The organism is Bacillus sp. CH_48 (assembly GCF_038008465.1).
In the GTDB taxonomy this organism is placed as follows: domain Bacteria; phylum Bacillota; class Bacilli; order Bacillales; family Bacillaceae_G; genus Bacillus_A; species Bacillus_A thuringiensis_S.
In genome coordinates this window covers 4,081,405-4,107,952 of sequence record NZ_JBBOZF010000001.1, presented here as the reverse complement: position 1 = coordinate 4,107,952, position 26,548 = coordinate 4,081,405, and the positions used below count along the sequence as shown (strand labels likewise).

Here is a 26,548-nt window from a genome sequence, read left to right as displayed (position 1 = left end):
AGCTCTTTTCTCTACTCATCCGAGTTATTAAATTTCGCTAATGCGTAAATACCTTCTTCATCATCTAATTCAAGCTGTAATCTCGCTGCGAATGAATTGACATTATATTCTCTGTCAAGCAATAAGCGTAATGCTTCGATTAAGTTTGCTTGAATTAAAATTTGCTGGCGACCATTTACCTCTACTTCCGCAGAGAAACCGTAGTCATCGTCATACATGAGTTCAACTAACACTTCTTCTGGACCCACTTGTCTTTTTTCAGCTATATATACGCAAAGCGCATTTATTAATTCTTGTTCAGAAATTTTTATTGTTTCCATGCTACTTCATCTGCCTTCTTTTTACGTTGGTCTTTGAAGTATTTAAATGCACGAACTGCTAACATTACGATACCAGCCATTACTAACATATTTACCATAAACGCTAATACAGAACCAAGAGCTCCCATATTTGCAAATAAGCTACCCATTAGTAAACCACCAAGACCACCTAGTAATAAACCTTTCATAAAGCTTCCTTTATTACTTTTTGGTGCTGTGTTTGTTGCTTTCGTTTTTGAATCTGGAGTCGTTTTTTGAGAATTTACATTTGAGTCTTTTTTGTTTAAATCAACTTTTGACTTTTGCCCTGAACTTGGTGTAAATGATTTTTTACCAGATTTGTAACTTTTCGCTGCCGCATGATCTACGAACATAAAGCTGCTAGCCCTAAAGATAACCATAAATGCTGTCATTACTGCTACAAGTTTTTTCAACATATTATATCCATTCTCCTTTTATATAGATATATGTGAAATCTATCTTTCTAGTAAATTCAGAATGATAGATTTGTTTTTAAGAACATTTTAAAGGTTCTTATGAACTTATTATATGAACTTTTGTCGAAATATGCAAGTATTATTTACTTCCGACAGTTTGGTGACAAAGGAAAAATTAAGCAAAACAGAATTGACTTTAAATGAAACAAAACATATTATAAGTTCATAAGAACTTTTTATTATTTTGGAGGTGAAAAGATGGAAACATTTCATCTCACACGAAACGAAATGGCTACCCTTCTTCTATCACTAAGAGGATGGAATACGAAAAAGCCTCTCGGTATTTTACAAGAAGCTTGGGCAAAGTCACATAAAAAAGATATTGAAAGCGGACAAAGCGTTACAGCTTTTATTACTACCGCACTTTCACCTATTTTTGAAAAGCTGATTAAAATTGACGATACTGATGTCGGTTTTTCTTTAAATGAAATAGTTGCGCTTGGCAATCAGATTGAAAACACAAGTTTCTCTGTAACTGCTATGCAAAACTGGGTGAAACGAGATATAAAAGAAATGATTGGCTCTCCTCAAAAAGGGAAAAAATATTCGATTGAACAAGCAGCCTTACTGTTCATTGTCGAAGATTTAAAAACAGCACTTGATTTTGAATCAATTCGTAAGCTATTACGCCTTATCGTTAATGACCCAGCCGATCGAAGTGATGATTTAATCAATCCTGTTCATTTATATGTAGCATACTCTTCTCTATTTGAAGAACTCAATCAAGGGAATTGCTTACAACTAAATGCAACAGATACAGTTCATACAATTGAAAACATCGTAAAAGAAAAAGCTGATAAAATCGCAAGCAAGTTCGATCAAATTAATAACGAACAACGCGAAGCAATTCGTAACGCTATTATTATTGCGACCCTTTCTGTACATACCGCTTATGTACAAATGTTAGCAAAACGTTACGTAACAGCAACGTTATTTTTACAGAACTTAGATGTGAAGCCTTAAAAAATAGGAGCAGAAATGCTTCTATTTTTTTATAAGAAATTTTTAATAATCTTTTCATTAACCCTTCATGAAAACGTGGCTTATATCCTTTACTATAATACTTATGGGAGACATAAAAGAATTGAAATAGCAATCCCCTATATGAATAAGGTATAATATACATATAGTGAACCTTTTATATTATTAAGTAAAGGGGCATATATTCAAAAATCCATAAATTAGAAGGTGCAACAATGTTAAGTAGTTTTATTCATTCAGTATTAACGTTTTTTGAAGGATTAGGTTATTGGGGCATTATGCTTGGACTTATGATTGAGATTATCCCAAGTGAAATTGTCCTTGCTTATGCAGGATACTTAGTATTCAATGGTAGTATCTCATTTATAGGCGCAGTTGTATTCGGTACAATTGGCGGTGTTATTGCCCAAATCTTTATTTATTGGCTTGGACGATACGGCGGACGCCCTATATTAGAACGTTATGGAAAATATATTTTCATACATAAAAAACAAATAGATGCTGCAGAAGATTGGTTTAATCGTTACGGAACTGGCGTCATTTTTACAGCACGCTTCATTCCAGTAGTGCGTCATGCGATTTCAATTCCTGCTGGTATTACAAAAATGCCTTTACTACGTTTCACTACATTAACAGCACTTGCGATTATCCCTTGGTCTATTATTTTCATTTATTTAGGTGAAAAACTAGGTGAAAATTGGGAGAATATAAACGATATTGCTGGTCCGTATGTGAAATCATTTGCAATTGGTGGCGTCGTACTTATACTTTTATACTTCGTTATAAAAAAATGGACAAAAAAGCGCAAAAATCTTGCTTAAGAATATAATAAAAACCGCTATAAATTCATTCGAAGTTATAGCGGTTTTTTATTTATATATGAATTAATCTTCAGGAATTATATAACACCTTTCCATCTACATTTACATGGATAAGCAACCATTCGATCATTCTTTTCGTATATTATCTCAAAAAGGAGTGATTCCCCTATGCATTGGCAGCAAAAAATACCATACTTAATCGGACACCCTATCGGTATTTCCTTCATAAATGGGCAAGGAACTTCCGGCGTATTATGTTCAGCGCATGATGGTCAATTATATGTGTATGAATACCTTTATCAAGCTCAGTTCGCAATGAAACATTATGATTATAGACAGGTTCAAGATATACATGCATTCCCAAATTGTCCTCACCAAAATCCTCTATACTAAAAAAATCGGAACGGCTCATAGCCATTCCGATTTCTATACTTTATTTCTCAGAATAAAATTTCTGCACTGCTTCATCAAAATAAATCCAACCTTTCCAGCCCAAATGAATCGTATCTTTTAAGAAATACTTATCATATTCATGGCCAGAGAAATCAACTACTGGATATCCTGCTTTCTCAACCTGTTCTCGAACTTTTTTATAATACACTTCACGGCGTTCTTTCGGGAATCCAGTATAATCATACCAAGGCCCATTTACAGGTACAGAAATAAAGAGCGGTTTGACATTTTTCTCTTTAAATAAATCTAAAATAATTTGTAAATCATTATATTCTGGTGATTCATCATATGTTTCATTTGCTCTAAAGTTTTTTAAACCTTTAAGTTTTTTCTTCAGATTATTCTTATGATAATACGGATTTTCAATTCCAAATGTATTTGTAGTAGACTCAGCTTTCCCTTCTTGTTCTGCGTGTTTACGTGCGTCTTCCCAAGAAATTGAACGAAGTCCGCTATTTGTTTTCTCTTTCATCGGTTCGATTTTAAATAAAGAGTTAAATAAATCTCTATGATCTAAAATATTTCGATGCATATAAGCAAGTGGTTTAACTAAACCTGCTTTTATGTTATGTTTCGTATCATTATATACAATACCTTCTAATGAATTTTTTAATATATCATCTTCTTGAACAACTTTATAATCTAATAGCCGTTTCGCGATTTGCTTCTTCATTTCTGGATTTATCTCATCATTAAAAATAAAATGATATGCTTGTTGTTTGGAGAAATTATTAGTGAAATCCCCTTGTGATACACCAGTCTTTGTAAACCATTGTGGTGAAAGAACAAAGACTACTTTTTTACCTTCTAATTCATCCATAGTAGATGTCATATTTAAAATATGAGCTAAACTTTGTGTACCGCCAGTTCCAATTAAAAACGGTGTAAAACCAGCTGGATTTACTTTGAAATAATTAGACGGATGATATGCATCCATTCGTAAAAATTCTGATGAACCGTACATCGGTAAATACTGTGAATTATCTAACATTTTTTGCTGTAAGAAAACACTTTGTAATTTCTCTTTTTGTAAAGAAGTAGCCGCATCTTCTACCTTCTTATCACTAATAAGCGATACTAAACTTTTCGATGGGATTAGAATGATAATGAAAAAAAGCACACACGCTAAAATTATAGGACCAAAAGCATGCTTCATTTTCATCTTCTGTCCCTCTTTCTATCGTTATTAACTTGTAACCCTTGTCTTTGACACGCCATCTTTTCTCTCCTTTTTCTCTATACATGATGTTCCATTCTATTTGTCTATTATATACATGTATGTATTTCCTTCCTTGTTCTATTAAATCCTATAGAAATAGCGCAAGAAAATGTTTCCATAGAAACACGTTAATTATACAAGATTCTACATAAATTTCACACTGGAATTTTAGTAATAATTTTATTTTTAAGTCGTAAAAAAACATATGAAATGTCTATATTTCATTCGGAACTGTACAAAAAAACAGACTATCACATACGTGAAGTCTGTTTCCCCATTCTTTTATTTTTGTACATCTGCCCATTTTAAACTTGTAGCTGGACCAAATTGATGTACATATAAATCTTTCACATATGGTTTTTGTAAGTAAGATAATCCGCGCTGGAATACCGGTGCAATTACTGCATCATCAAGTAGCATTTTTTCAGCATCCTGCATTGCTTTCCAGCGAGCCTTTTCATCATTACCTAATTCTGTTTTAATCTTCTTAATTAACGCATCATATTCTGGGTTTGCATATTCTGTATTATTAACACTACTTCCAGAAAGGAATACTTCTAAGTAAGTCATTGGATCTGGATAATCCGGTAACCAGCGTGATAACGACATTTCATATTCTTTCTTCTTCTCTAGTGCTAATTTTTGCGTATGTGGTTGCAATTTCACATTCACTTTTAAACCTGGTAAATTTTTCTCAAGCTGCTCTTTAATGTACTCTCCAACTTTTTTAAAGTTTTCTAAGTCATAATTTAATAGTTCTAACGTCACTTCATCTGTACCTGTTTCTTGCTTTGCCTTTTCCAAATATTCTTTCGCTTTTTTTACATCAGTTTTATTAAACTCACCTGCCGTACTTCTAAAATCTTTTTTATCTGGTCCCTTTAAAAATCCTTTTGGTACGTAATAGTTTGCAGCAACCGAACCATCATTTAAAAATGAATCCGCAAGTCCTTTCTTATCAAAAACTGTACTTAGCGCAAGACGTGCATTTTTATTTTTAAGAATCGGTACATTTTCATTAAATCGGAAGAAGTACATAACTGGATCTGTATATTGTTTTAGCTCTTTATTATTTTTATATTTATCCACGAATTCTGTAGAAATAACAGCTCTATCAACTTTATCTGTTTCATATAAATTTACCGCAGTTGAAATTTCTTTTACAATTTGATAGTTTACTTCATCTAACTTCACTTCTTTTTTATCCCAATACTTATCGTTTTTCTTCATTGTAAAGCTAGCTTCATGCTTCCACTCTGATAATGTAAATGGTCCATTATATACCGCTTTATTTGCTTCTAATCCGTATTTATCACCTTGCTCTTTCGCATATTTTTCGTTAATTGGATAGAAGGATGGTAAAATTAATAATTTCGTAAAATACGGTACAGGATGTTCTAGCTCTACGACGAACGTTTTATCATCCTTCGCTTTTACTCCTAATTCATCTAGACCTAGTTGTTTTTTATTTATCTTCTCAGCGTTTTTCACATCGTACGCAATGTATGCATATTGAGAAGCGGTATCTGGATTAATCAATTGCTTCCAAGCGTATACGTAATCATGAGCGGTTACTGGATCTCCGTTTGACCATTTCGCATCACGCAAATGAAATGTATATGTCTTTCCATCTTTACTCACTTCATATTTTTGTGCGCCTGCCTCAATTACTTCATCATTTTTCGATAGACGGAATAGTCCTTCCATTACGTTATTCAAAACGTTAAACGAGATTGCATCTGTGACTTTCACTGAGTTTAACGACGGAATTTCACCCGTTTCTAGTAACTGTAATACTTTCTTTTCATCTTTCGGCTTTGTTGTAGTTTTTTCTTTTGCGCAGCCAACTAAAAATGAAGAAACTAATAGAGTACTAACTAATGAGTAACGAACAACTTTTTTCATTTAAAAACCCCCTCTATTTTTAAGGTAAGTAACGACGAGCACCAGCGTATTCTTCTATATATCCTGGTGTATTTAGTGGTATAATCTCTACCGACCTTTCAGCTCTTGGTGAGTGAATCATATTGCCATCACCAATATACATTGCAACGTGATGGACACTACCTTTCCCTTGATCATGTGCAAAGAAAATTAAATCTCCCTTTTGTAAGTTTTCTTTATCAACTGCAACCCCTGCTCTTGATTGCGGTCCAGAATCTCGCGGAATTGTAATGCCGTGCGATTTATAGATCGTATGCGTGAAGCCAGAGCAATCAAATCCAAAACCACTTGTACCAGCCCATATATACGGTAAACCTAAAAACATTTTCCCTGTGTTAATTAAATCATCAGCGGTCGGTTTTGGAATATCAGTTTGAGAGCGGTAAACTGTTCCAGCATTTTTTCGTAGCCATGCTTTCTGACCATTTGGCAACAATACACGGTATGAAATTGTGTCTTCACTTAATAGCGGCAGTCTTGTATTATAACTGACTTCAAGTGATTTATGTTTTTCAGAAGGATTTATATATAAAATTGCTGTTGGCTTTGTTATTAACACAAAAGGTTCATTTGTTTTATCTGCAAATTCTTGATTATATGTTAATTGCTTTTCAGGCATCCAGCCCGGATAACCTTCTTCATTTCGTGGCGTTGGCTGTCCATGCACTAATACCTTCACCCACTCGCCTTTCTTATCAATAACAGTTACTTCTTGACCGAGTAACGCTTGTGTTTCTAATTTATTTGCATTTGTTAACCATAGTTTCTCGTCAAGTGTCATTGATTTCGTCCATTTCCATAGATCCACTGGATTTGTTGCACTCGGTGTATCGATTGGCCTTAATGCATCAGGTGCTGTCCATAACGTTGCAGCAGATACATCTATAAATGCTTTATTATCCTTCTTTTCTTCAGCATTTACCGATGTAAACGATGAAAATATAAATAAAGTTGTTAAAAATGCAGTTCCTACTTTTTTCATATATATCCCCCTTAAAAAAATAGTTTACTAGTCTCTTCTCCTAAGACTTACTATTCACTGTCGATTGAAGGTTTACCTTTGATCCAGAATAAGTCATTCCTTCCGGCTCTTCCATTAACCAAAGCGGTGCATCAAGATCAAAATAATGAATATTAGGATGCGCTGCCGCTAAATGCGCAACAGCACTAACGGAAAGTGAAGATTCCATCATGCTTCCCACCATACACTTCACACCAGCTGTTTCTGCGATATCTGCAATACGCCATGCTTCACGTATGCCACCACATTTCATTAATTTAATATTAATTAAGTCTGCATATCTTCCTTGAACGAGCTTTAATGCATCACTTGCTGAAAATATACTTTCATCGGCCATAATTGGCGTTTGCACACGATCTTTGACGTACTTTAACCCATCCCAATCTTTCGCGTGTACTGGTTGTTCAATAAATTCTATATTTAAATTACGATTTTCCATCCCTTGAATGATAGAGACCGCTTCTTTTGGACTCCAACCTTGATTCGCATCTAAACGTAATGTCGTATTTCTTGGTACCACATTTCGAATTGCCTCAATACGTTCCAAATCTAAATGCGCCTCTTTACCCACTTTAATCTTTAATGTTTGAAATCCTTTTTCTATATGTTTCTTCGCTTCTTTTGCCATTAATACAGGCTCATCCACACTCACTGTAATATCCGTATAAATTTCTTCCTTCCCGCCTAACAATGCATATAACGGCACCTTTTGATATTGGCAATATACATCATATAAAGCGATATCTACCGCTGCTTTCGCACTTGAATTTCTAATACAACTCATTTGAATGCGCTGTAGTAACTGCTGAAACTGAATGATATCTTGACCAATTAAACATGAACGCATCGGTCCTAAAATCGCTTCTTCTATTCCACTGGTGAAATCACCCGTAATAACTGGCGTTGCGGCTGCAGCTCCCTTACCAATCACTCCTTCATCTGTATGAATATAAACATCTATACTTTCAATTTCTGTTACAGTACGAAGCGCGGTTTTAAACGGTGTATGAAGTTTTACACGTCTACGATTTACTTTTACATCTGTAATTTTCATTTTGTTCATCCTTTCGTTCTCCAATGAAGTGAAATTTTAATCCACCGGAGATTTATACCCACAGATTATTAAGTAAACCTATTGGGCATTTACTCTCCTATCTCTCTACTTTGTTTCCGTTTACTTTTGATGTAGGATGATAATGTGAAATAAAAAAATCCAGCCATAAGAATGATTCTTACGGCTGGATTTTGTCTATGATTGAGTAGACAAAGCAGCAATCTGATTATATTTTTTCTGTGCATCTTTTAGCGCTACAAGTAACGCTTTTTGAGAAGAGCCGAAATATCGGTTCTTTACTTCCATTACTAACGCCGGGTCATTTATATTTTTATGTAGAAATAAATATTTAACAAATTGAGATGTTAATGCAATTGTCGCTGAGCAGTCTGCATCTACAATTTCCCCTGTATCCTTAACAAGTACAAATGCTACGAAATAGCTTTTAAACTTTTCAGTAATGGGATTATTTTGAGGTGCTTTCGCATCCCCTACGATATAAATTGTATTTGAAGCGTACACAGCTATCTTCCTTTCGTATACGAGGATAACGGGTTTCTTAATAGTCGTATGAGCGAGGAACTCAACGTTGATTAAAAAATGTATCCGCTTACCTTGTATTATAATATAATTGACAGAATTTTAACAACATTTATTTTAGTGCATATTCCATATCTATGAAAATAGCTTAAACTCTTCATTTTTACAATATGTGATTATTCCTTGTACCATTACATTCATACATAAAAAAACAGTTAGCGACGGCTAACTATTTTTTTCATTACTTGGGCATCACAAATATAGTTTCATTTGACTTAGAAAATTGATACTCTTTTCTCGCAAACTTCAAAATTTCTTCCTCATCGTCTGTTAAATTTTCTATGTTAGTCTTTAAAGAATCTTTATCTTTCTTTAAAGATACTAATTGTTCCTTTTGATCCGTAATCGTACCTTTCTTCTTATCAATTACTTCTTGTTGTTTCGTTAAAATATATTGAACGTACAGAGTAGTTGCTGCAATAAAAAGGACCATTAAAATAAGTCGCCTTAACTTCTTTTTATTTATCCTACGCTTGTCACTAGGTTGTGATAACTGCTCTGGTATATTAGGAACATTTACTCGTTTGAGTTTCCTCATTCAAATCCCCCTAACCCATATTTTTCACTACCATCGGCACGTTTTCTTACTAAACTAAATTCTATTCTTATAAAATAAACTCCTTCACAAAAATATCCCATAAATTAACCAATTAAAGATAGCATTCGACGACATTTCCATATTTACACCGATTTTTTTTATACATGCTGCTATAAAATAGTAGTTTCTGTAATTCTTTTTCTACTATTGTAGAAGAGTTTTTTCACACACAAAATTCCTTCCCTACATATCCATGTTATAACATGCTTACAAGGAGGGAAAATATGCATTACCGCACATTAGGTAACACTGGAATAACTGTTTCTGAAATAGGTTTTGGGGCATGGGCAATCGGTGGTGATGAATGGGGACCTGTTAACGATAAACAATCTATAACTGCTATAAAAAAAGCCATTGAGTGTGGTGTGAATTTTATTGATACTGCGGATGTGTATGGTTTAGGACATAGTGAAAAGTTGGTGGCTACCGCGATTAAAGGACATCGTAATGATATTATACTATCAACGAAAGGTGGTTTAATCGGACATCACTACGACCCTAATGGCGTTCCTGTATATGATACTCCTGAAAAAATCATCGCCGTATTTGAAACAAGTTTACAACGTCTTCAAACAGATTATATTGATCTTTATTTTTGTCATATTTGGTGGCATAATCGTAGAGAAACAGAAGCATTTCTACGTGCATTTGACATATTAAAACGTGATGGCAAAGTAAGAGCAGTCGGTGTTTCGACTCATGATTTACAATACATTCATCATTTCAATAACAACAACGAAATTGATATCGTACAACTTGATTACAATATATTAAATCGAAAACCAGAAAAAGATATATTACCATTCTTACAAGAGAAAAATCTAGGGGCTGTTATTCGTGGTCCATTAAAAATGGGCATTTTAACTGGAAAATTTACAAATAAAACAATTTTTCCAGATGGAGATTTACGCAAAGATTGGCCAAATGAAACTTGGTTTCAAGAAGACTTACAAACCGTAGAGAAACTTCGGTTGCTCTCAAAAAAAAATCAGACCCTAGGGCAACTTGCACTTCGCTATGTACTCTCTCATCCGGCAGTAAGTGTTGTAATTCCTGGTGCGAAGTCAGGAACGCAAGCACAAGAAAATGCAAATGCATCTGTTCGCCCTATTTTGAGTGATGAAGAGCTTAACTATATTCATTCAATATAAAAAGCCCAATCCGGGCTTTTTAATTTGGCAAACTAATATCATACTCCATTCGCTTCGCTGTGTCCTCCGCAACATGCACACCTAACAAGTTTTTCACAATATGAAATGCCATATTAATTCCAGCTGAAATTCCGGCAGATGTTATAATATGTCCTTCATCTACAAACTTTACATTTTCTATAACTTCAACATTTTGAAACTCATTTTTAAACTTTTCAATACTAGCCCAATGTGTTGTTGCTTTTAACCCTTCCAGTAAACCTGCTTTCGCCAGTAATAACGCTCCTGTACAAACTGAAGTCATCAGCTTTACTTCTTTCATTTGTTGGCGAATCCATTTTATTACTATTTCATTTTTTATTTCATATTTTCTAGCACCTAGCCCACCCGGAATTATTAAAATATCCACTGGTGGTAAATTTTCAATACTATAATCTGGCTGTACCTTCAATCCATTCCTTGCTGTAATCATTTCTCCATTCTCGCTAACTGTATAAACAGTAAATGGTTTTTCTTCATTCACCTCAGTTACAGAAAAAACTTCAAATGGTCCTGCAAAATCTAACACTTCTACTTCATTAAATAAAAATATACCAACACTCCATTTATTCATCATAAGTTCACTTCCTGTTTCAAATGATGTAAAAGGTGATCATATCCTTTTTCTAATGCAATATCATACGCTGTTTTCCCATCATTTTTCTTTATCATCTTATTAGCTCCATTTTTAAGGAGTAACATAATTATTTCTTCATTTCCTAATAATGCCGCTTCGTGAAGTCCTGTCCAGCCACCACTTTGCATAATATTTACATCTGATCCTTTTTCAATTAAGAAAGCAACAAGTTCACTTTGCTTGTTCGCGATTGCTGCTTGCAAAGGCGTATTTTCATTTTCGTTTTTCGCTCTACTATGTATATCTGCACCGCTTTCTAAAAGAAAACTCGCTATTTCTTTTTGTCCAAAATAAGCTGCTAAATGAAGTGGTGTCCAGCCATCTTCACTACATTCGTTAACAATACTTGGACTCGCCTTTATAAACTTCACTACTTTTTCCTTATGACCACTTATAACAGCTTGTGCTATTGATTGTAAATGCTCCATAATAATCTCCCATCCTTCAAACTATTTAAGCATCTCCTTCTACATGTTCTATTAATTATTACATTTTCCTTTTAAAACCTTAAGTTTACATAACAATATTATATATCCCTTTTTGTGCTTAATGCTGAATAGCAATAATGTTAAAAATACTGCCTTTAAACAATGAAGACCATGATTTCATTAGAGTTACTGAAAAAGCAAGCAAAAAACTATACACATAGTTTTCATCATATTTGTTCAGTTGCATGAAATAAAACAGGTAATGTTTATTCTGCTATTCATGCTTTCAACATATCAAATAATATTATTCCAATAAAAAAAAACAATCCATTTTAAAAATGGATTGTTTTTTTATTTCTGTTTTATGCGGTTTATTTTATTTTTGTATTTTCAATGACGAAATAATTACGTTTACAAAAATGAAACGCCACTATCTTCGTCCCTCTTATCTCTTATAGTGAGTTTTTCGTTTGAAAACAAAAAACTTTTTTCACCTTACGTTTGAAAAAAACATATGTAAAATTCTCTAAAACAGCTGCCTTATCATACTAATCTATAGCAATTCTGTCTTCTTCCCTTACCTGTTTCCTTTAACACATACGATTTTAAAACAAGCGCCGTTAATGAATCTGTTAATGTTTTATATGATAAATTTGATAATGCCAATAGATCGTTCGTATATAACATTCTATGCTTCTCTAATAATAATAGCACTAATCGTTCAGACGGTTTTAATGCCTCATCACTTTCTAGTATAAAGTCTATATTTTTCATTTCTCTAATTATTACTCCTTATATAAAAAAATACTTTAGGTGCTAATTTAATATAAAAATAATACACAACAAAATTTGAAATATATTAAAATAACATTGCTTTAGGACACTATTATACTATAACATATAAAAAGCATTTGCCGAAATAGGAAATGCTTTTTATATTGCTTATATAATTCTTCAAAAACCACATTTAAAAACGGTTAGTCATTCTCTAAATATGAATGACTAACCGTTTTCCAGCTTCTTCTCAATTAACATGTTTTACCTTAAATATTTATTGCAATATGCGGCTTACTGTAATGACTTGTTCCACCGCCACCTACTACTACTTTACCGCCTTTTTCAAAAATTAATAATTTACTTGAACCATCTGCAAGAAGCACTATTACTTCAGCATTATTACTTGTTGCTACATAAATTACATAACCACTCTTTGATATACAAGTTTCCCAATTCGAATCAAATTCTGATCTTACTACACGATTTGAATACACTTGATTTTCAATTCTATCTTGTTCTACGTTTTCCAAATTTATTCTCCCCTCTTCCCTGTATAGTTATATATATTAAAATAGCGACCGATTTTAACATAAATAGTATATGTAATTAGTAGGAGAATGCTTAGACAATGGAAACGAAATAGACTTCGAAAATTTTACAATTGAAACTTCTCTTTAATCATTTCCGCTTCTCCTTTTGCACTCAAATACGTGTTATTAATTTTTATATACTCTTCTTTTTCAATTTCACCATGAAGAGAGTTTAATCTATGCTTTTTCATCGTCTCTTTCAAATTATTTTGAGACCACTCAATATCTCTTTTTTTCGGTTTATGTTCTAATCTATTCGGACTTTTATTCCGTTCTAATCTTTCATCTAATTCCGCTTCCAGCTCTATAAAATACACTGTCCCACCTTTTGATTCAAAAATACTTTCTACATAATGTATATAATCCCAATCCGATTGGAGGTCAAATGCCCATATATACGTAAAAATCATTCCAGATAAATCACTTTTAGATACTTCTTCAAATATTTCATTACGAAATAAACTTACTAGCCTTTTTGCTTCTGTCGTACTGTAATCAAAAATTGGACTTACTAAATCAATTGTCATGTGGTTATGAAAAAGTTTTAAACCGGTTAATGTTGCTAATTCTTGACCCACTGTCATTTTCCCAACTGCTTGTGGGCCAAATATTAATATAAGTTTCATTTATTTCCCTCCGATCTTTCTCTATAAACAATTACATAAAATTAAAAATAAGGCAGCCGATTTTTAATCGATTGCCTTATTTTTTTATTCATAGTATTAGTTCTATTCTTTTCGCACAGCTTCAAAAGTAAACATTTGATTTGCATTTGACGGTTCGTTTTTATAAGCATATTCAGCAGAGCAAGTAATATTAGAGAAACCTATACTTTCTAACAGAAGTTTAAACTCTTCTATTCCATACCAACGTACCGCAAAGCGTTGTAGTTCTGTTTGTACTAACTGTCCTTTACTCCACTTTTCATATTTCAAATATGATACAGTAACTTGGTTCAGCCAATCTATTTCAATTGATTTATTTTCTAATGTGATTCCGTCTCCGCTCGGCAAAGAAAAAGTCGATGTATGAATTTCCCCAGTCTTCCAGTCATACGGAAGCATAATATCTACGATTAATCGTCCGCCTGGATTAAGATGTTCATAAAAATATTTCAATGCGTTTATAGAATCGACACGATTTTCAATTAAACAAAAAGATCCAGTAGGAATGATAATTGCCTCATATTTATGCGGAAGTGATAATTGTTGCAAGCTTCCTTCATATAAATTAGGATGTAAGCCTCTCTCTTTACAGCGCTTACGGCAAGAATCTAGCATTTCAGGTGAATAATCTATCCCATCTACTGTAAAACCAGCCTCTAGAAGTGGAATGATGACACGCCCTGAACCTACTGCAGCTTCGAGGATTCTTCCTCTACAATCTTTTAAACGTTCTTTGTAATACTCAATATCACCATTTAAAGAATAACCGACTGGTTTTGTGTAATCATACAGTTCCGTACAAAGTGTACTATAAAAACTAAACATTTATTTTCTCCTCCGTTTTTACGTACGGAAGATTTCAATTCAACTAATCTTCCTGTACCTCGAATTTTAATGAGATTTTGAAAGAGCTGACTGTCATAATATATCACTCACTTTCCATAGAATATAATGATATTGTATTACATAACCTTCCAATTTGAAATATAAAAATTAAAAATTCAGACTGTAAATTAAAGAGCTTACTTTAGTAAGCTCTTTAGAAAAAATATTTATTTCACAATCGGCAATGTCACTTCACTTAATTTCACTGTAAGTTTCGTTCCAGCTTTCGGTCTAATTGTATAATCATAATCACTTGCAATTAAAACAACTCCGATTTGATGCCCCACTTTAAATACATAATCATCTGGCTGCATGTCCCATGTAAATGCATAATCTTTGCCCGGTTGAATCGCTGTTGAATTTTCTATACTCTTTAAGTTTTGTGGATCCATCCAGCCTCTCGTTACGATTTCCGGCTTCGCTCCTCCATAGTCAACAAGTAATGCTGTTAAATTTAATACAGATCGATCAATATTTCCTGTAATTGAAATCTTTGGTATACCACTTATACGCGTATCTTTTTGCAGTACAGGCATTGTATATACTAATCGATTGGCTACTTCTAATTCTGGGTTTGCTACTAATTGATTTGATTTTATTTGTGCATCATCTACGAATGAGAAAACTTTATTAACCGATCCCATACTTAGTCGCAAATTGACTGATTTATTACTTAAATACATACGGATTTTTGAAGGTACAGCCGCTGGATCTGGCCAATTTTTTATCTTTTGCCACGATTTATTTTCTCTTTGCACATCAACCATTGGTTCATCCATAATTCCATTTTCAATTCCGTACAACCAATAATCTAACCATTTATTTTGTGTTTGCTGCCAGTTATTACTTGATGTCCCACCATGAACACCTTGGTGTAGCCACATTTTACGAGGTACATCATTTTCTCCAAGAGCATCCCACCATTGTGCGAACTGTTTCGTCTTAACATTCCAATCGTTTAAACCATGAACAACAAATACACTCGCTTTTACATTTTTAGCATCTTTTACATAATTTCTTTTATCCCAAAAATCGTTATAATTACCCGTTTTCCGATCTTGTCCAGCAGTAAGTTCTGTCATTATCGGACCACAAACTTCTGAATTCTTTCTTGTCAGTACTGCTTCTGCCATATTATCTGTATCTTCTCCTTGATATCCGCCTGGAGCAATGACTGCACCATTTGCACGATAATAATCATACCAACTACTAATTGCTGCGATTGGAATAATTGTTTTAAACCTTCAACTCCAGTAGTCGCAACAGCATTTGGTAATGTACCATTATAAGAAACGCCAGTCATACCTACATTTCCTGTAGACCAATTTGCCTGAACTTCCTCACCCTGTTCTGTAAATGCTTTCGCGCGACCGTTTACCCAATCAATAACAGACTTTGTACCGAGTATTTCTTGTTCATCTCCAGTTGTAGGGCATCCATCTGATTTTCCAGTACCGATACTTTCGCCTAGAATAACTGCATAACCTCTTGGCACGTAATAGTTCCCATACGAACCAAGATTAACTGCTCCATACGGTTTTCCTTCATACGCATACAATTCTTCATCTACATTATATACAGGAACATCTTTTAATCCAGATCGATATGGACTCATTTCATAAATAACAGGAACCTTCACATTCGGATCTGTCTTTGGACGCATAACTTTTATCGATACTCTGTCTTTCTTACCGTCGCGATCACTATCAACTTCTGTCTCTACATATAAATTTTCGATAATAGCTTCATCGAGAGAATAAATCGGCTTTGTCATCCCATTTTCTAATTCAATTTTCGTATTTTTAGTCTCTTCCTTATTCTCTGCATGCACATCCATAGTAAAGCTAGGTATAATTGTTGCAGATAGCATTGCTGACAGTGTAATTGCCATTTTCTTTTTACTCAAAATGTTCCCTCCCCTTATTCGTTCTCTTTTACTATATAAAAAATAACTGAAAATTCAGTTTTATTTTTATATAAAAGTTGAGAAACTCAAAGATTTCTTATTAAGTAAAATTTAATGCAGGTGTGAAAGTATTTTCCCACTCCCCCCTTCTTTATAAAGTGAAACTGTAATCAGCACTCACCAATCGGGCATTTACGAGCAGCAGGGCCCCCGCCTAACTTCTTTGCTTCCGCTAAATTTTGAGGTGGGGGTCTTACTGCCCGGCAAATAGCGGGATAAATAGAGGAAAAGACAACCGATATTTCTATCGATTGTCTTACATTCCATTTATTATTTTTCTAACTCTTTAAAGGTATCTTTCAAGTCTTTATCAGATACCTTTATATCTGCATTTTTAAGCAGATCTCTAGTAACTTGTTGATGGAATTGAGGATCTTGTATACGTTGCTGTTCTAATTCTTTACGAATATTCTCTTTCTCTTCCTCATACGGTTTAAGCTCTTTTTTATCCGTTAACTTAATAATATGATATCCGAAGGAAGATTTAACAGGTTCACTCAATTGACCAACTTCTAACTTATATGCAGCATCCTCAAATTCTTTCACCATCATACCTGGTCCAAATTCAGATAGTTCTCCACCTTTCTCTTTAGAACCTGGATCCTCTGAATATTGTTTAGCCAATGCCGCGAAATCTTCGCCACTATTTAATTTTTCTTTAATTTCTTTTGCTGTCTTTTCATCTTTCACTAAAATATGGCTAACTTGAAGCTTTGGCTTATAGTGATCTTTAAAATCTTTTTCCGTTACGGTTGCTTTAATAGCTTTTTCAAAAGCGAAAGTAAGCTTTAATTTCTCTTTCAACTGATCTTCATTTTTCACACCATTAGATTCCATATATGTATTAAAATTATCGCCCATCTTGTCTTTTAATTCTTTTAGTTGTTTCGTTACCTCTTCATCCGTAACTTTATATTTATCATCTAATACTTTCTCTACTACCATTTCAGATAAATTCTGTTTACCGTAGTTTTCTTTTAATTTTTTGTTAAAATCACTTTCTGAAATGCTTCCTGATTTTGTAGTTACAATATTATCTGATGAACCACATGCGGATAAAGATAACGTCATCCCCATTAAAATGCTACCTATTACTAATTTCTTTCTTTTCAAATCCGAATACCTCACTTCATTAAATTCAAATGTAACTATGTAAATGTAACGTTTCCCTGTGAACTTCACGTGAATTTAATGAAAGTAGAACATTTGCTAATTCTCCATTTAATACATCAATTTTGAAAATTATGGTGATTCATCCTGTATCGCTAACCTCTAAAGCTGCAAAAAGGACTAATATTTTCATTAATCCTTTTTCACATTTATATAAAATTGAATTTCTCCATCTATAGAGGAAACTCCATATTCAAAACCATGTCTTTCTAAAATACTTTTCACTATCGCTAGTCCTAATCCTGTACCTGATTTTTCTTTACTACGAGAAAATTCTAGTACGTAAAAAGGCTCCCAAATTTTATCGATATCTTTAATTTTTTCCGTATGAATGCCATTTTTTATTTGAAAATATATACTTTTATTTCTATCTTCTAAAGTAATTATTATGTTTTGATTTGCTGAATATTTTATTGCATTAGAAATTAAATTTTGAAACACCATTCTCATTTTATTTAAATCTGCATAAACGATTGTATCGCTCGTATTACAGTTTACTTGCAAGTTAATTTCTTTCGAATCCAGTTCAATCTGATGCTTATCTAATATACTCTGGACCAGTGGTTCAATAGGGAATTCTTCTTTTTGTAAAATATCTCTTTCTAGTTTAGAAAATCGTAATAGTTCTTCAATTAAGTTTGATATTTGATCTGTTTGTTTAATAATTGTATCTACGTAAGTCCCATCATCTAGTCCATCTTTAATCCCCATAGAGTATGCTTTTACTAATGCGATCGGTGTCTTTAATTCATGCGTCACATCACCCATAAATCGTTTTAAATGTTCATTACGATCAGTTAAATCTTGATGTGCTTCATGTAGTTTTTCGCTCATGATATTAATACTATTGGCCAACTCTCCTATTTCATCATTCGTTTTCACTTTCGTTCTTTTAAACTGCAAATGTGAAATATCCTGAGCTACATCACTCAGCTCTTTCAGTGGCGTCGTTATTATTTTTGAAAGTATCCACACAAGTAAAATAATAAGAAGCAGCGAGAAACATACGATGTATAAGTAAAATGTATTTAACGTACTTATAATTTCATTTGAATTCGCAATAGAAGTCCCAATTAAAATTATCGTATCATCTTTCGCAATATATTTAGCAAAAAAACTCGCTTTTACCTTTCCTTGATCGTACAGTTTATTCGATTGCCCTTCCGTCTTCACTTTCATGACTTCGTCTTTCGTAATCCAAAGCTTATTTAACGTCACTTTCTTTTTCGTAAGTTGCATGCGTAATGCTTCGTTCATAGCATCTTCTGACTGATTAATTGGCGTATACGCAATTGTAACGTTGTTTTCACTTTCAATTGTATGAATAACATCCTCTATATTTTCCACTGTTGTATTTTGTATTTGTGTTGTAAATTTATTTAAGTTTTCACGTGTTTTATAAATATTATAGTTCGGTAAGAGATTGTTAATGAATAATAACGAAATCATAAAGATGAGAATAACAGTTGCAGAAATACTGAAAAATAACTTTTTTCCAAGTTTATTCACTTTGTTCCTCCAAACTATAGCCCAGCCCGCGATGCGTCTTAATAATATTTTCTCCAATTTTTTTACGCAGCCTTCTTACATGTGTATCAACAGTTCTCTCTTCTCCGAAATAGTCAAATCCCCATACAATATCTAGCAATTTTTTACGAGTTAAAATCGTTCCTTTATGATTTAAAAAGCATTTTATTAATTCGAGCTCTGTTTTTGTAATTTCTAACTCTATATCATTTTTATATACTTTATTTTTGGCGAAATTTATCTTTACATCTTGTACTTGAATAATATCATCATGCTGAATAAGCTTTTTCGCTCGTGTAATTAGTACTCCTGGATGAAATGGTTTTTTTACGTACTCATCTGCCCCACTTTGAAGCGCTGCTAATTCATCTTCGCTTTCACTTTTCGCCGTAAGCATTAACACTTTTACGCTTGAATTCTTTTTTATTTCCTGACAGACAGTAATACCACTATGTTTCGGCATCATCCAATCCAAAATTGCTAAATCAATTTTTTCATCATAAAACATTTGAAGTGCTTCCTCTCCGTCTTTCGCTAATAAAACTTCGAAGCCTTCTTTTTCAAAATAAGCTTTTAAAATTCTTAACATATCTTGTTCGTCATCTGCAATTAAAACTTTCATATTTTTTCCTCCATTGCTTTTAAACAAAAACCAATTGTATCATACAACATCTTTGTTACATGAATGTGACAGAAAAATATTTAAAGCTTTTGAGGGGATAGTAATGGTGAGGTGTTGTATTATGATAAAAAAAATCGGGGTCATTTCTCTTCTTTTATTTCTATTATCAACAAATGCGTTCGCAAAAACCAATCAACAAATTGAAGTATTTGATTGTCAAAAAGAAATGGTCATTCAAAAACAATCTTTAGATCCAGTAATCCAAAAAGAAGCAGTTCAATACGCTAAAGCAATAACCGGTCCATTTAAAAACTTAAATGTCGTTCCAAAAGATGGCTATATGATAAAAATCCCATTATCTAAGCCGGTTTCTATTACTAATCAATGGTTACACACTACAATAGACGAAGTACTTATACTGCTCCCACTAAATGAAAAGCCTTATATTATGCTTTATGATGATGAAAATAATCCGCATTTTTATTATGTAAAAGGTAAACCAGGATTATTATTGAAACAAATGAACGTTAAAACGTAATTGACTGAAAAGGAGTCACCTTATAAGCTAAATTTTAAAAGCTAAGGTGCTCTTTTTTATAATAACAATTTAGTAAATGAAATTATAAAAGTTGTTTTTTAATATAAGGCTCGCAACTTCATATATATCAGCGATTTTTAAGATATATCGATTTACCAACAAAAACCCTGTCCGTAGCTATTCTTTGGATAGCAATCTCTATAATAGTTTGTAGTGACTCGATCCCTTATATAATCCCCCTTTTACAAATCCATTTGCAGTATAAAACACATCCCCTTGCTTCGTGTCAGCATGTAAAACAATCACTTCAAAATACTTTTCCGCATGACATAATAGTTGGTTTAATAATAAGTTCCCTAACCCTATACGCCGATAATCCCTTGAAATATAAAATCTCCTTAACCGCACAATCTTATTGTCTTTTGTGTACGGATCCTCATTTAAACCTCCAACTCCAATTAACATATCACCTTGGAAAACACCATATAAACATTCTCCAGTTTTATTGAATACATTTATTTTGTTTTTATATTCATTTATTAGTCTTATAAGGAAATTAAAACCTTCTTCTTCACTGTCTTGAACGAGATGACTGAATTCATACTCCATTAAATTTTCTATTTTTTGAATATGTATATCTTTCAAGTCCATTCCCCCTAAGTATGAAAACACATAAAAATGCTCGAGAATCATTTATTCTGAGCATTTTTATGGTTGTTACTTTATGTAATTCATAGCGTGCGTATTCTTCACTTCAGATAATATCCCCTTCAACTCCATTAAATCATCTATTACTATATCAGCCTGAGCAAGTTCATCTTCTTGCGCAAAATCAAAATTACATCCAATCGCAAGTAAACCGTTGTCTTTCGCTGCATTTATATCAGATAGCCTGTCACCAACTACCGCTGCCTCTTTTATATCATATTTGTTCATAATACTTTTAACTAAGTCACCTTTATTTAGCGATTGTATTTGTTCAATACTAAACGTTTCAGTCACCCACTTGTCTAAAGCATAATAAGTTACGATTGCTCGTAAATATTCAGTTAAACCATTACTAGCAATGTAAATTGAACAATTATTTTCTTTTATATATGTAAATATTTCTTTTACATTTGAATATAAAGCGCCTTTTCCGCTTTTTATGTTTTCAATTAGTCTATCTAAAAAATATGCATCTGTTTGTTCTCTTACTTCAATAGAATGGTCCGGTAATAAAGCTTCCCAAACTTGCGGTAACGGCACACCCATAATTTCTCTATATTTATTAATTGGTGTTACTGTATCCCATAGTTGTAGTGATCTTAAGTGATTGAAAGTATCATCTAACGATAATTCTAAAATTTTATCTGTTTGAAATAACGTTCCGTCCATATCAAAAATTAACGCTTGTAACATGTCATTCTCCCCTTTTGAACTATAAGTATTACTCGATATATTTTTCAGCATCTCAACGATAATTTCTGAACAATAATTTGCGGCAGTTTTCGCGAAATCATCATAAGAAACTTGAGCTTCATCATCTGCACTGTCAGAAATACATCTTATAACAAGAAACGGTATATCATTTATGTAGGCGACATGTCCAATTGCTGCTCCTTCCATTTCTGTACAATGAGGTGCGTATTCGTCTATTAATTTCGCCTTTAACTTTGAATCTTCAACAAAACATTCACCGCTGACGATTCTTCCTTCATGAACCCTAGTACGTAAACTACTACTATTACATGCTTTACGTGCTAACTCTACCAATTCCTTACTTGCGATAAATTCTTCCTTGAACGGAAATAAGTTTTTCATTTGATTTTTACTTACATCATGATGGGTTACGTTAGTTGAAATAACTAAATCGCCGACTTTTACATCTGGATGTAACCCACCAGCAACGCCTGTATTAATGATAGAGTCTACATCAAATTTATGAATTAATGTTTGCGCGCATGCAACTGCATTTACTTTCCCTACACCAGAACGTGTAATAATTACTTCTATTCCCATGAATTCTCCAATATAAAAAGGCATTCCCGCTATTGTCTGTTCCTCTTGTATAACTAGTTTTTCTAAAAGTAAATCTATTTCAATTTGCATTGCTCCAATAATGCCGATTCTGTTCATGTATGTAGTCTCCTTTATTAATTAATCCCTTTAATCCTCTCAGACATAACCGACAATAAAAATTTCGGAAGTACAAGTTGTCTCTTTAACCTTTTCGGCTGTGAGAGTAACCTATACAGCCATTCAGTTCCGGTATCCCTCATCATTTTCGGTGCTCTTTTTACAGTACCAGATATTATATCAATCATGCCTCCGATACCAATAGATAGCGGAACGTTTAATGTTTGTATGTTTTCATAGATGAACTCTTCTTGTTTTGGTGAACCTAGTCCTACTAGTAGTAAATGCGGCTTGAATTGCTTAATTTTCATTTTTATTTCTTCTATTTCTTCACCATTTACAAATCCATGCTGTCCTTTAAACTGCGCTCCTGGGAACTGCTCATTTAATTTTTCTAATGCCTTTTTATTACTTTCTGGAGCGGCTCCAAAAAGAAAGACACGATATTCATTGTCGTTACAATATTTTATTAAATCGTGAGTTAAATCCGCTCCAGTAACACGTTCTTTCAAAGTTCCTTTTAATATTTTCGAGCCAATTATGACACCAATCCCATCCGCTGTTATTAAATCCGCAGATAGTAACATCTTTTTAAACTGCTTTGATTTTTCCGTATTTTCCTTTGCAGACATAACAATTTCAGGATTTGCAGTTACTACAAACCTTGGTTTCTCTTGTTGTTCATGTAGCCAACCTTTTAATAAACTTATAGCTTTTGCATATTCTAAAGTTGAAAAAGGTATACCTTTTATAAACTGCTGATCCACTATACTCTCCCCTTACATAAGCTGCAAATATTCATCAATATCTTTAGAAATTTGAATAAAAGCCTTATTCCAAAATTCATAATTTCTTATATCTATTTCAAAATGTTTTTTCATAAGCTTCTCTACTGGAGCCTTTCCTGTTTCTCGTAAAAACTCTTTATATTTCGAATGAAAAGTACTTTTACCTTCTTGAGCGATTTCTAATAAGCTAAAACTTACTAAATATCCAAATGTGTATGGATAATTGTAAAAAGGAACATCTGCTATATAAAATTGAATATATTTCATCCATACAAACGGTTGGTATTCACTTAAAGCATTTCCATATGCTTCTTTTTGTGCCATTATAGATAATTTCTCAATTTCATCAGCACTTAATGGACCCTCTTTACATTTTTCATAAAATGTTTTTTCAAACTGATACGATGCTCGTATTGCCATTACATAATTAAAACTATTTCTTATTTTCCAGCTAAGCAATGCCTTTTTCATATCTTTACTATCCGTTGTTTCAATTAGATAATTTAAGAGTACCGTTTCAAAGAAAATAGATGCTGATTCAGCCGTACTCATCGGCAAATAATCATCTAAAAAAGATGTAGATTGTTCAAAACTCATATTATAAAAATGCCAAGCATGTCCTAATTCATGAGCGAGCACTCTTACACTATCTATACTCCCATCATAACGCATGGAGATTCTCGATTCTTTCTCACTGAAAAATGGAGCACAAAACCCACCTGGTGGTTTATTCTCTCTCGGTTCAGCATCTATCCATCCACTTTCTATCGCATTACGTGCAAATTCTGCTAATTCTTCATCAATATTCTTACATGCATCATAAACGTTTTGTACTGCTACTGAAAAAGGAATTATAACCTCATTACTTTCCTTTACTGTCATAAGTTCATGCCATGTAATTGACTCTTTTCCCTTCTTATACACGTTTAAAGCACTTACTAATTTATCAAGGTTTTCTTCTGTCGCATTCCACATTTGGAATAATACAGCTTCTGAAATGCCATTCGCATGAAAAGATTGTGTTAAAATCTCTCTATCTTCTATTTCATTACTCTTTGCATTACGCAATCTCCCTATTTGATTTAATACAGTAGCAAAGATTTCTTTTTCCTTATGTAAAGTACTTGTAAGTAACTCGAATACTTCTAATCTTTCCTTTTCATTTTCACTATTCATTGCAATATTATTTGCTTGTCCAAAGGATAATTGTTTATTATTGTGCTCTATTTCTATCCTATCCCGTAATTGTATGTACATATCTTCCCACGCACTAAGTTCATTTTTTATAAACTTAATATTAATATTATCGGAAGTTTCTACTTCACTATGTTTTATTATTTGCTGTACTTCACTTTTTAGTTCCTTCACTTTCACATTCAATTTAGTAAGGTCAGATGAAACACTTTCTTCAACCCATTGACAATACAAATAGTATTCTGCTTTTTCAATAGCTTGTATAAGCTTTGAAAGAACCTCTACATCTTTTGTTACAAAATATTGCTCTTTCAACTCTAAAATCGGAAATAGAATATCCTCATTCAAATACAATCGATTTAAATCCCATCTAGCAATTTCTTGCATTTTTATAGCCGCCTCCTATTTTTACAAATAGTTACAGATATTTCTTCCTACACAATTATATATGAAATAAAAAAATTTCGATATCCTTAAATATTCAGATTCCTATAAATGCATTCTTATTTATATCTTTTCTTCTACCATAAAGTATCATTTCACATATAAAAAATAATCCCTCTACAGGATTGCATTTGATATAGGCTAACTTCAAAGGTTTCATCTTCATCCATACCATATCGACCGATTATCACAGATTAAAAAATAAAAAAGGATTGATCAAAAGATCAATCCTTTACTCTACTTCATTTAAGAAAAATAACGTTATAACGCCAGGACCTGTATGTGCACCGATTGCTGCACCAATTGTATTTACGATAAATACTTCACAGCCAAATCTTTCCGTAATTAATGCTTTTAATGCTTCAGCTGTTTCTAAATCGTCACCGTGAGTCATACCGATTGTTTGACCTTTAAGGTCTTTACCACGCTCTTCCATAATATCAACAATACGGCTTAATACTTTCTTTTTCCCTCGTACCTTTTCAAGTGGGACAAGTTTTCCTTCTTCCACGTTCAAAATCGGCTTAATGTTTAATAAACCACCGATAAATCCTGCTACTTTACTTAAGCGCCCGCCTCTAACAAGGTACTGTAAGTCAGCTACAGTGAAGATATGTTCCATATGGTTCATTAGAAAAGCGACACGGTTTAATATGTCTTCTTTTGATGCGCCGTTTTTTGCCATTTTAGCAGCTTCTAATACGACAAGCCCTTGACCAAGCGAAGCACATTTCGTATCAATAATTTCTAAATCTAAATCTGCATATGTTTCTTTTACTTCCTCTTTAATGACAACTGATGATTGATATGTACCAGACAGTTCAGATGAAAAAGCTAAATATATACAAGGATTACCTTCTTTTGCATAAGAAACAAATTTTTCTTGGAAAGTTTCAAGTGAAGGCAATGACGTTTTATAAACAGCGCCTTCTCTCATTTTTTGCAGTAATGTAACTGACTCTAATGTTACTCCATCTAAATACTCTGTTTCTACTTCATCATATACACGGAGTGGAATTAAATCAATATCATATGCTTGCAGCAATTCTACTGGTAAATCCGCCGCACTATCCGTAATGATTTTAACACCCATTTTTAAACCTCTATTCTGTTATAAATATAAAATAATAAAATAAAAATAGTACTTTTAAATTATATACGTAAAACTTAAATGAAGAAAGGAAAACACTTTATATTGTATGCACTATTCTTCAAAACTTGAACTATTAATGAAAATGGTTCTATTTTAAACACCTTTTTCTTATCATTTTTCAATAACACGAATAATTTTATAAGTATTTTGTATCATCATATTTTAATTCTTTATCTTAATATAATCTTTTCAAATTTATACTGTTTAAAATTTAAAAGCCACATCCAATAAAGGAAATGGCTTTTAAATTTCCATAAAACAACCAAACTTTATTTCCCATCACATTGTTCTCATTATTATTTTGGCGATGTTAATGATTAATATTTATAGCCTGTACTATATTCACCT

At 32.9% G+C, this 26,548-nt stretch carries 27 protein-coding genes and 1 pseudogene; 5 read left to right on the top strand and 23 right to left on the bottom strand.

The features are described from left to right. Positions 1-11: 11 nt before the first annotated feature. Positions 12-320 (bottom strand): YxcD family protein, encoded by a 309-nt coding sequence (locus N2V92_RS20660; protein ID WP_000447759.1) that lies wholly within the window; start codon positions 318-320, stop codon positions 12-14. After that, positions 308-757 carry a hypothetical protein gene (locus N2V92_RS20655; protein WP_170264820.1) on the bottom strand — a complete coding sequence of 150 codons (450 nt, stop codon included), beginning with the start codon at positions 755-757 and terminating at the stop codon, positions 308-310. Before N2V92_RS20655 ends, N2V92_RS20660 begins: the two co-directional genes overlap by 13 nt. A gap of 258 nt (positions 758-1,015) precedes the next feature. On the opposite strand from N2V92_RS20655, the gene N2V92_RS20650 reads away from it, so the two are divergent. The 3 genes from N2V92_RS20650 (at position 1,016) to N2V92_RS20640 (ending at position 3,012) form a co-directional block, all read left to right on the top strand. Continuing rightward, positions 1,016-1,780 (top strand): DUF1836 domain-containing protein, encoded by a 765-nt coding sequence (locus tag N2V92_RS20650; protein WP_000447231.1) that lies wholly within the window; start codon positions 1,016-1,018, stop codon positions 1,778-1,780. Between the two features lie 233 nt (positions 1,781-2,013). Further along, positions 2,014-2,619: a DedA family protein gene (locus N2V92_RS20645; RefSeq protein ID WP_000952913.1), complete on the top strand. Its 606-nt coding sequence runs from the start codon at positions 2,014-2,016 to the stop codon at positions 2,617-2,619. Between the two features lie 168 nt (positions 2,620-2,787). Next, the gene (locus tag N2V92_RS20640) at positions 2,788-3,012 is read left to right on the top strand and encodes a hypothetical protein (protein ID WP_042598090.1); all 225 of its coding nucleotides are present in this window, start codon (positions 2,788-2,790) and stop codon (positions 3,010-3,012) included. Positions 3,013-3,052: 40 nt separating this feature from the next. On the opposite strand, the gene dltD is transcribed toward N2V92_RS20640, so the two are convergent. The 6 genes from dltD to N2V92_RS20610 all read right to left on the bottom strand — a co-directional run bounded on the left by dltD (position 3,053) and on the right by N2V92_RS20610 (position 9,448). Further along, complete coding sequence (gene dltD / locus N2V92_RS20635; RefSeq protein ID WP_000782293.1) at positions 3,053-4,234, bottom strand: D-alanyl-lipoteichoic acid biosynthesis protein DltD; 1,182 nt, start codon at positions 4,232-4,234, stop codon at positions 3,053-3,055. Positions 4,235-4,573: 339 nt separating this feature from the next. Next, positions 4,574-6,196, bottom strand: a complete 1,623-nt coding sequence (locus N2V92_RS20630) for a peptide ABC transporter substrate-binding protein (protein ID WP_042598089.1) — start codon at positions 6,194-6,196, stop codon at positions 4,574-4,576. Between the two features lie 19 nt (positions 6,197-6,215). Next, positions 6,216-7,217 carry a C40 family peptidase gene (locus tag N2V92_RS20625; protein WP_042598086.1) on the bottom strand — a complete coding sequence of 334 codons (1,002 nt, stop codon included), beginning with the start codon at positions 7,215-7,217 and terminating at the stop codon, positions 6,216-6,218. Between the two features lie 40 nt (positions 7,218-7,257). After that, on the bottom strand, positions 7,258-8,319 hold the full coding sequence (locus N2V92_RS20620; RefSeq protein ID WP_127057672.1) for a dipeptide epimerase: 1,062 nt from the start codon (positions 8,317-8,319) through the stop codon (positions 7,258-7,260). Positions 8,320-8,505: 186 nt separating this feature from the next. Then, positions 8,506-8,832, bottom strand: a complete 327-nt coding sequence (locus N2V92_RS20615) for a DUF3870 domain-containing protein (protein WP_000271314.1) — start codon at positions 8,830-8,832, stop codon at positions 8,506-8,508. 259 nt (positions 8,833-9,091) lie between these two features. Beyond that, positions 9,092-9,448, bottom strand: a complete 357-nt coding sequence (locus tag N2V92_RS20610) for an FtsB family cell division protein (RefSeq protein ID WP_001228728.1) — start codon at positions 9,446-9,448, stop codon at positions 9,092-9,094. Positions 9,449-9,732: 284 nt separating this feature from the next. Between N2V92_RS20610 and N2V92_RS20605 the strand changes: the two genes are divergently transcribed. Beyond that, a complete protein-coding gene (locus N2V92_RS20605; protein WP_000559370.1) occupies positions 9,733-10,659 on the top strand; it encodes an aldo/keto reductase in 927 nt (308 codons plus the stop codon). Between the two features lie 19 nt (positions 10,660-10,678). Here the strand turns inward: N2V92_RS20605 and N2V92_RS20600 are convergent, their stop codons facing one another. The 10 genes and pseudogenes from N2V92_RS20600 to N2V92_RS20555 form a co-directional block, all read right to left on the bottom strand. Beyond that, a complete protein-coding gene (locus N2V92_RS20600) occupies positions 10,679-11,275 on the bottom strand; it encodes a DJ-1/PfpI family protein (protein ID WP_000981426.1) in 597 nt (198 codons plus the stop codon). Further along, positions 11,272-11,763, bottom strand: a complete 492-nt coding sequence (locus N2V92_RS20595) for an ankyrin repeat domain-containing protein (RefSeq protein WP_000400675.1) — start codon at positions 11,761-11,763, stop codon at positions 11,272-11,274. The genes N2V92_RS20600 and N2V92_RS20595 overlap by 4 nt, the downstream gene beginning before the upstream one ends. Positions 11,764-12,306: 543 nt before the next feature. After that, complete coding sequence (locus N2V92_RS20590) at positions 12,307-12,537, bottom strand: hypothetical protein (RefSeq protein WP_000789031.1); 231 nt, start codon at positions 12,535-12,537, stop codon at positions 12,307-12,309. Positions 12,538-12,806: 269 nt separating this feature from the next. Further along, a complete protein-coding gene (locus N2V92_RS20585) occupies positions 12,807-13,070 on the bottom strand; it encodes a hypothetical protein (protein WP_042598085.1) in 264 nt (87 codons plus the stop codon). Between the two features lie 125 nt (positions 13,071-13,195). Beyond that, positions 13,196-13,756 (bottom strand): AAA family ATPase, encoded by a 561-nt coding sequence (locus tag N2V92_RS20580; RefSeq protein ID WP_042598083.1) that lies wholly within the window; start codon positions 13,754-13,756, stop codon positions 13,196-13,198. A 102-nt stretch (positions 13,757-13,858) separates the two neighbouring features. Next, complete coding sequence (locus N2V92_RS20575; RefSeq protein ID WP_000490920.1) at positions 13,859-14,620, bottom strand: class I SAM-dependent methyltransferase; 762 nt, start codon at positions 14,618-14,620, stop codon at positions 13,859-13,861. Between the two features lie 227 nt (positions 14,621-14,847). Further along, positions 14,848-16,586 (bottom strand): annotated as a pseudogene (locus N2V92_RS20570) (Xaa-Pro dipeptidyl-peptidase). A 330-nt stretch (positions 16,587-16,916) separates the two neighbouring features. Next, the gene (locus N2V92_RS20565) at positions 16,917-17,759 is read right to left on the bottom strand and encodes a peptidylprolyl isomerase PrsA (RefSeq protein ID WP_002082628.1); all 843 of its coding nucleotides are present in this window, start codon (positions 17,757-17,759) and stop codon (positions 16,917-16,919) included. A 189-nt stretch (positions 17,760-17,948) separates the two neighbouring features. Next, entirely contained in the window at positions 17,949-19,325 is a 1,377-nt protein-coding gene (locus N2V92_RS20560; RefSeq protein ID WP_001037226.1) for a sensor histidine kinase, read from the bottom strand. Beyond that, on the bottom strand, positions 19,318-19,965 hold the full coding sequence (locus N2V92_RS20555) for a response regulator transcription factor (protein ID WP_000865984.1): 648 nt from the start codon (positions 19,963-19,965) through the stop codon (positions 19,318-19,320). The genes N2V92_RS20560 and N2V92_RS20555 overlap by 8 nt, the downstream gene beginning before the upstream one ends. Positions 19,966-20,086: 121 nt before the next feature. On the opposite strand from N2V92_RS20555, the gene N2V92_RS20550 reads away from it, so the two are divergent. Continuing rightward, positions 20,087-20,503, top strand: coding sequence for a hypothetical protein (locus tag N2V92_RS20550; RefSeq protein ID WP_000591758.1), 417 nt, complete (start codon positions 20,087-20,089; stop codon positions 20,501-20,503). A gap of 198 nt (positions 20,504-20,701) precedes the next feature. On the opposite strand, the gene N2V92_RS20545 is transcribed toward N2V92_RS20550, so the two are convergent. The 5 genes from N2V92_RS20545 to N2V92_RS20525 all read right to left on the bottom strand — a co-directional run bounded on the left by N2V92_RS20545 (position 20,702) and on the right by N2V92_RS20525 (position 26,140). Then, positions 20,702-21,196 (bottom strand): GNAT family N-acetyltransferase, encoded by a 495-nt coding sequence (locus N2V92_RS20545; protein ID WP_057187471.1) that lies wholly within the window; start codon positions 21,194-21,196, stop codon positions 20,702-20,704. Positions 21,197-21,220: 24 nt separating this feature from the next. Beyond that, on the bottom strand, positions 21,221-22,621 hold the full coding sequence (locus N2V92_RS20540; protein WP_042598081.1) for a 5'-methylthioadenosine/adenosylhomocysteine nucleosidase: 1,401 nt from the start codon (positions 22,619-22,621) through the stop codon (positions 21,221-21,223). A 17-nt stretch (positions 22,622-22,638) separates the two neighbouring features. Then, positions 22,639-23,388: a WecB/TagA/CpsF family glycosyltransferase gene (locus N2V92_RS20535; protein ID WP_000372659.1), complete on the bottom strand. Its 750-nt coding sequence runs from the start codon at positions 23,386-23,388 to the stop codon at positions 22,639-22,641. Positions 23,389-23,400: 12 nt separating this feature from the next. Then, complete coding sequence (locus N2V92_RS20530) at positions 23,401-24,990, bottom strand: M3 family metallopeptidase (RefSeq protein ID WP_042598080.1); 1,590 nt, start codon at positions 24,988-24,990, stop codon at positions 23,401-23,403. 289 nt (positions 24,991-25,279) lie between these two features. Next, complete coding sequence (locus N2V92_RS20525) at positions 25,280-26,140, bottom strand: DegV family protein (protein WP_000538299.1); 861 nt, start codon at positions 26,138-26,140, stop codon at positions 25,280-25,282. Positions 26,141-26,548 lie beyond the last annotated feature (408 nt).

Bases quoted from the DNA above. Each gene is read 5' to 3' on its own strand.
- N2V92_RS20660 (WP_000447759.1), bottom strand. From the start codon at position 320: ATGGAAACAATAAAAATTTCTGAACAAGAATTAATAAATGCGCTTTGC.
- N2V92_RS20655 (WP_170264820.1), bottom strand. From the start codon at position 757: ATGTTGAAAAAACTTGTAGCAGTAATGACAGCATTTATGGTTATCTTT.
- N2V92_RS20650 (WP_000447231.1), top strand. From the start codon at position 1,016: ATGGAAACATTTCATCTCACACGAAACGAAATGGCTACCCTTCTTCTA.
- N2V92_RS20645 (WP_000952913.1), top strand. From the start codon at position 2,014: ATGTTAAGTAGTTTTATTCATTCAGTATTAACGTTTTTTGAAGGATTA.
- N2V92_RS20640 (WP_042598090.1), top strand. From the start codon at position 2,788: ATGCATTGGCAGCAAAAAATACCATACTTAATCGGACACCCTATCGGT.
- dltD (WP_000782293.1), bottom strand. From the start codon at position 4,234: ATGAAAATGAAGCATGCTTTTGGTCCTATAATTTTAGCGTGTGTGCTT.
- N2V92_RS20630 (WP_042598089.1), bottom strand. From the start codon at position 6,196: ATGAAAAAAGTTGTTCGTTACTCATTAGTTAGTACTCTATTAGTTTCT.
- N2V92_RS20625 (WP_042598086.1), bottom strand. From the start codon at position 7,217: ATGAAAAAAGTAGGAACTGCATTTTTAACAACTTTATTTATATTTTCA.
- N2V92_RS20620 (WP_127057672.1), bottom strand. From the start codon at position 8,319: ATGAACAAAATGAAAATTACAGATGTAAAAGTAAATCGTAGACGTGTA.
- N2V92_RS20610 (WP_001228728.1), bottom strand. From the start codon at position 9,448: ATGAGGAAACTCAAACGAGTAAATGTTCCTAATATACCAGAGCAGTTA.
- N2V92_RS20605 (WP_000559370.1), top strand. From the start codon at position 9,733: ATGCATTACCGCACATTAGGTAACACTGGAATAACTGTTTCTGAAATA.
- N2V92_RS20600 (WP_000981426.1), bottom strand. From the start codon at position 11,275: ATGATGAATAAATGGAGTGTTGGTATATTTTTATTTAATGAAGTAGAA.
- N2V92_RS20595 (WP_000400675.1), bottom strand. From the start codon at position 11,763: ATGGAGCATTTACAATCAATAGCACAAGCTGTTATAAGTGGTCATAAG.
- N2V92_RS20590 (WP_000789031.1), bottom strand. From the start codon at position 12,537: ATGAAAAATATAGACTTTATACTAGAAAGTGATGAGGCATTAAAACCG.
- N2V92_RS20580 (WP_042598083.1), bottom strand. From the start codon at position 13,756: ATGAAACTTATATTAATATTTGGCCCACAAGCAGTTGGGAAAATGACA.
- N2V92_RS20575 (WP_000490920.1), bottom strand. From the start codon at position 14,620: ATGTTTAGTTTTTATAGTACACTTTGTACGGAACTGTATGATTACACA.
- N2V92_RS20555 (WP_000865984.1), bottom strand. From the start codon at position 19,965: ATGAAAGTTTTAATTGCAGATGACGAACAAGATATGTTAAGAATTTTA.
- N2V92_RS20550 (WP_000591758.1), top strand. From the start codon at position 20,087: ATGATAAAAAAAATCGGGGTCATTTCTCTTCTTTTATTTCTATTATCA.
- N2V92_RS20545 (WP_057187471.1), bottom strand. From the start codon at position 21,196: ATGATTCTCGAGCATTTTTATGTGTTTTCATACTTAGGGGGAATGGAC.
- N2V92_RS20540 (WP_042598081.1), bottom strand. From the start codon at position 22,621: ATGAACAGAATCGGCATTATTGGAGCAATGCAAATTGAAATAGATTTA.
- N2V92_RS20530 (WP_042598080.1), bottom strand. From the start codon at position 24,990: ATGCAAGAAATTGCTAGATGGGATTTAAATCGATTGTATTTGAATGAG.
- N2V92_RS20525 (WP_000538299.1), bottom strand. From the start codon at position 26,140: ATGGGTGTTAAAATCATTACGGATAGTGCGGCGGATTTACCAGTAGAA.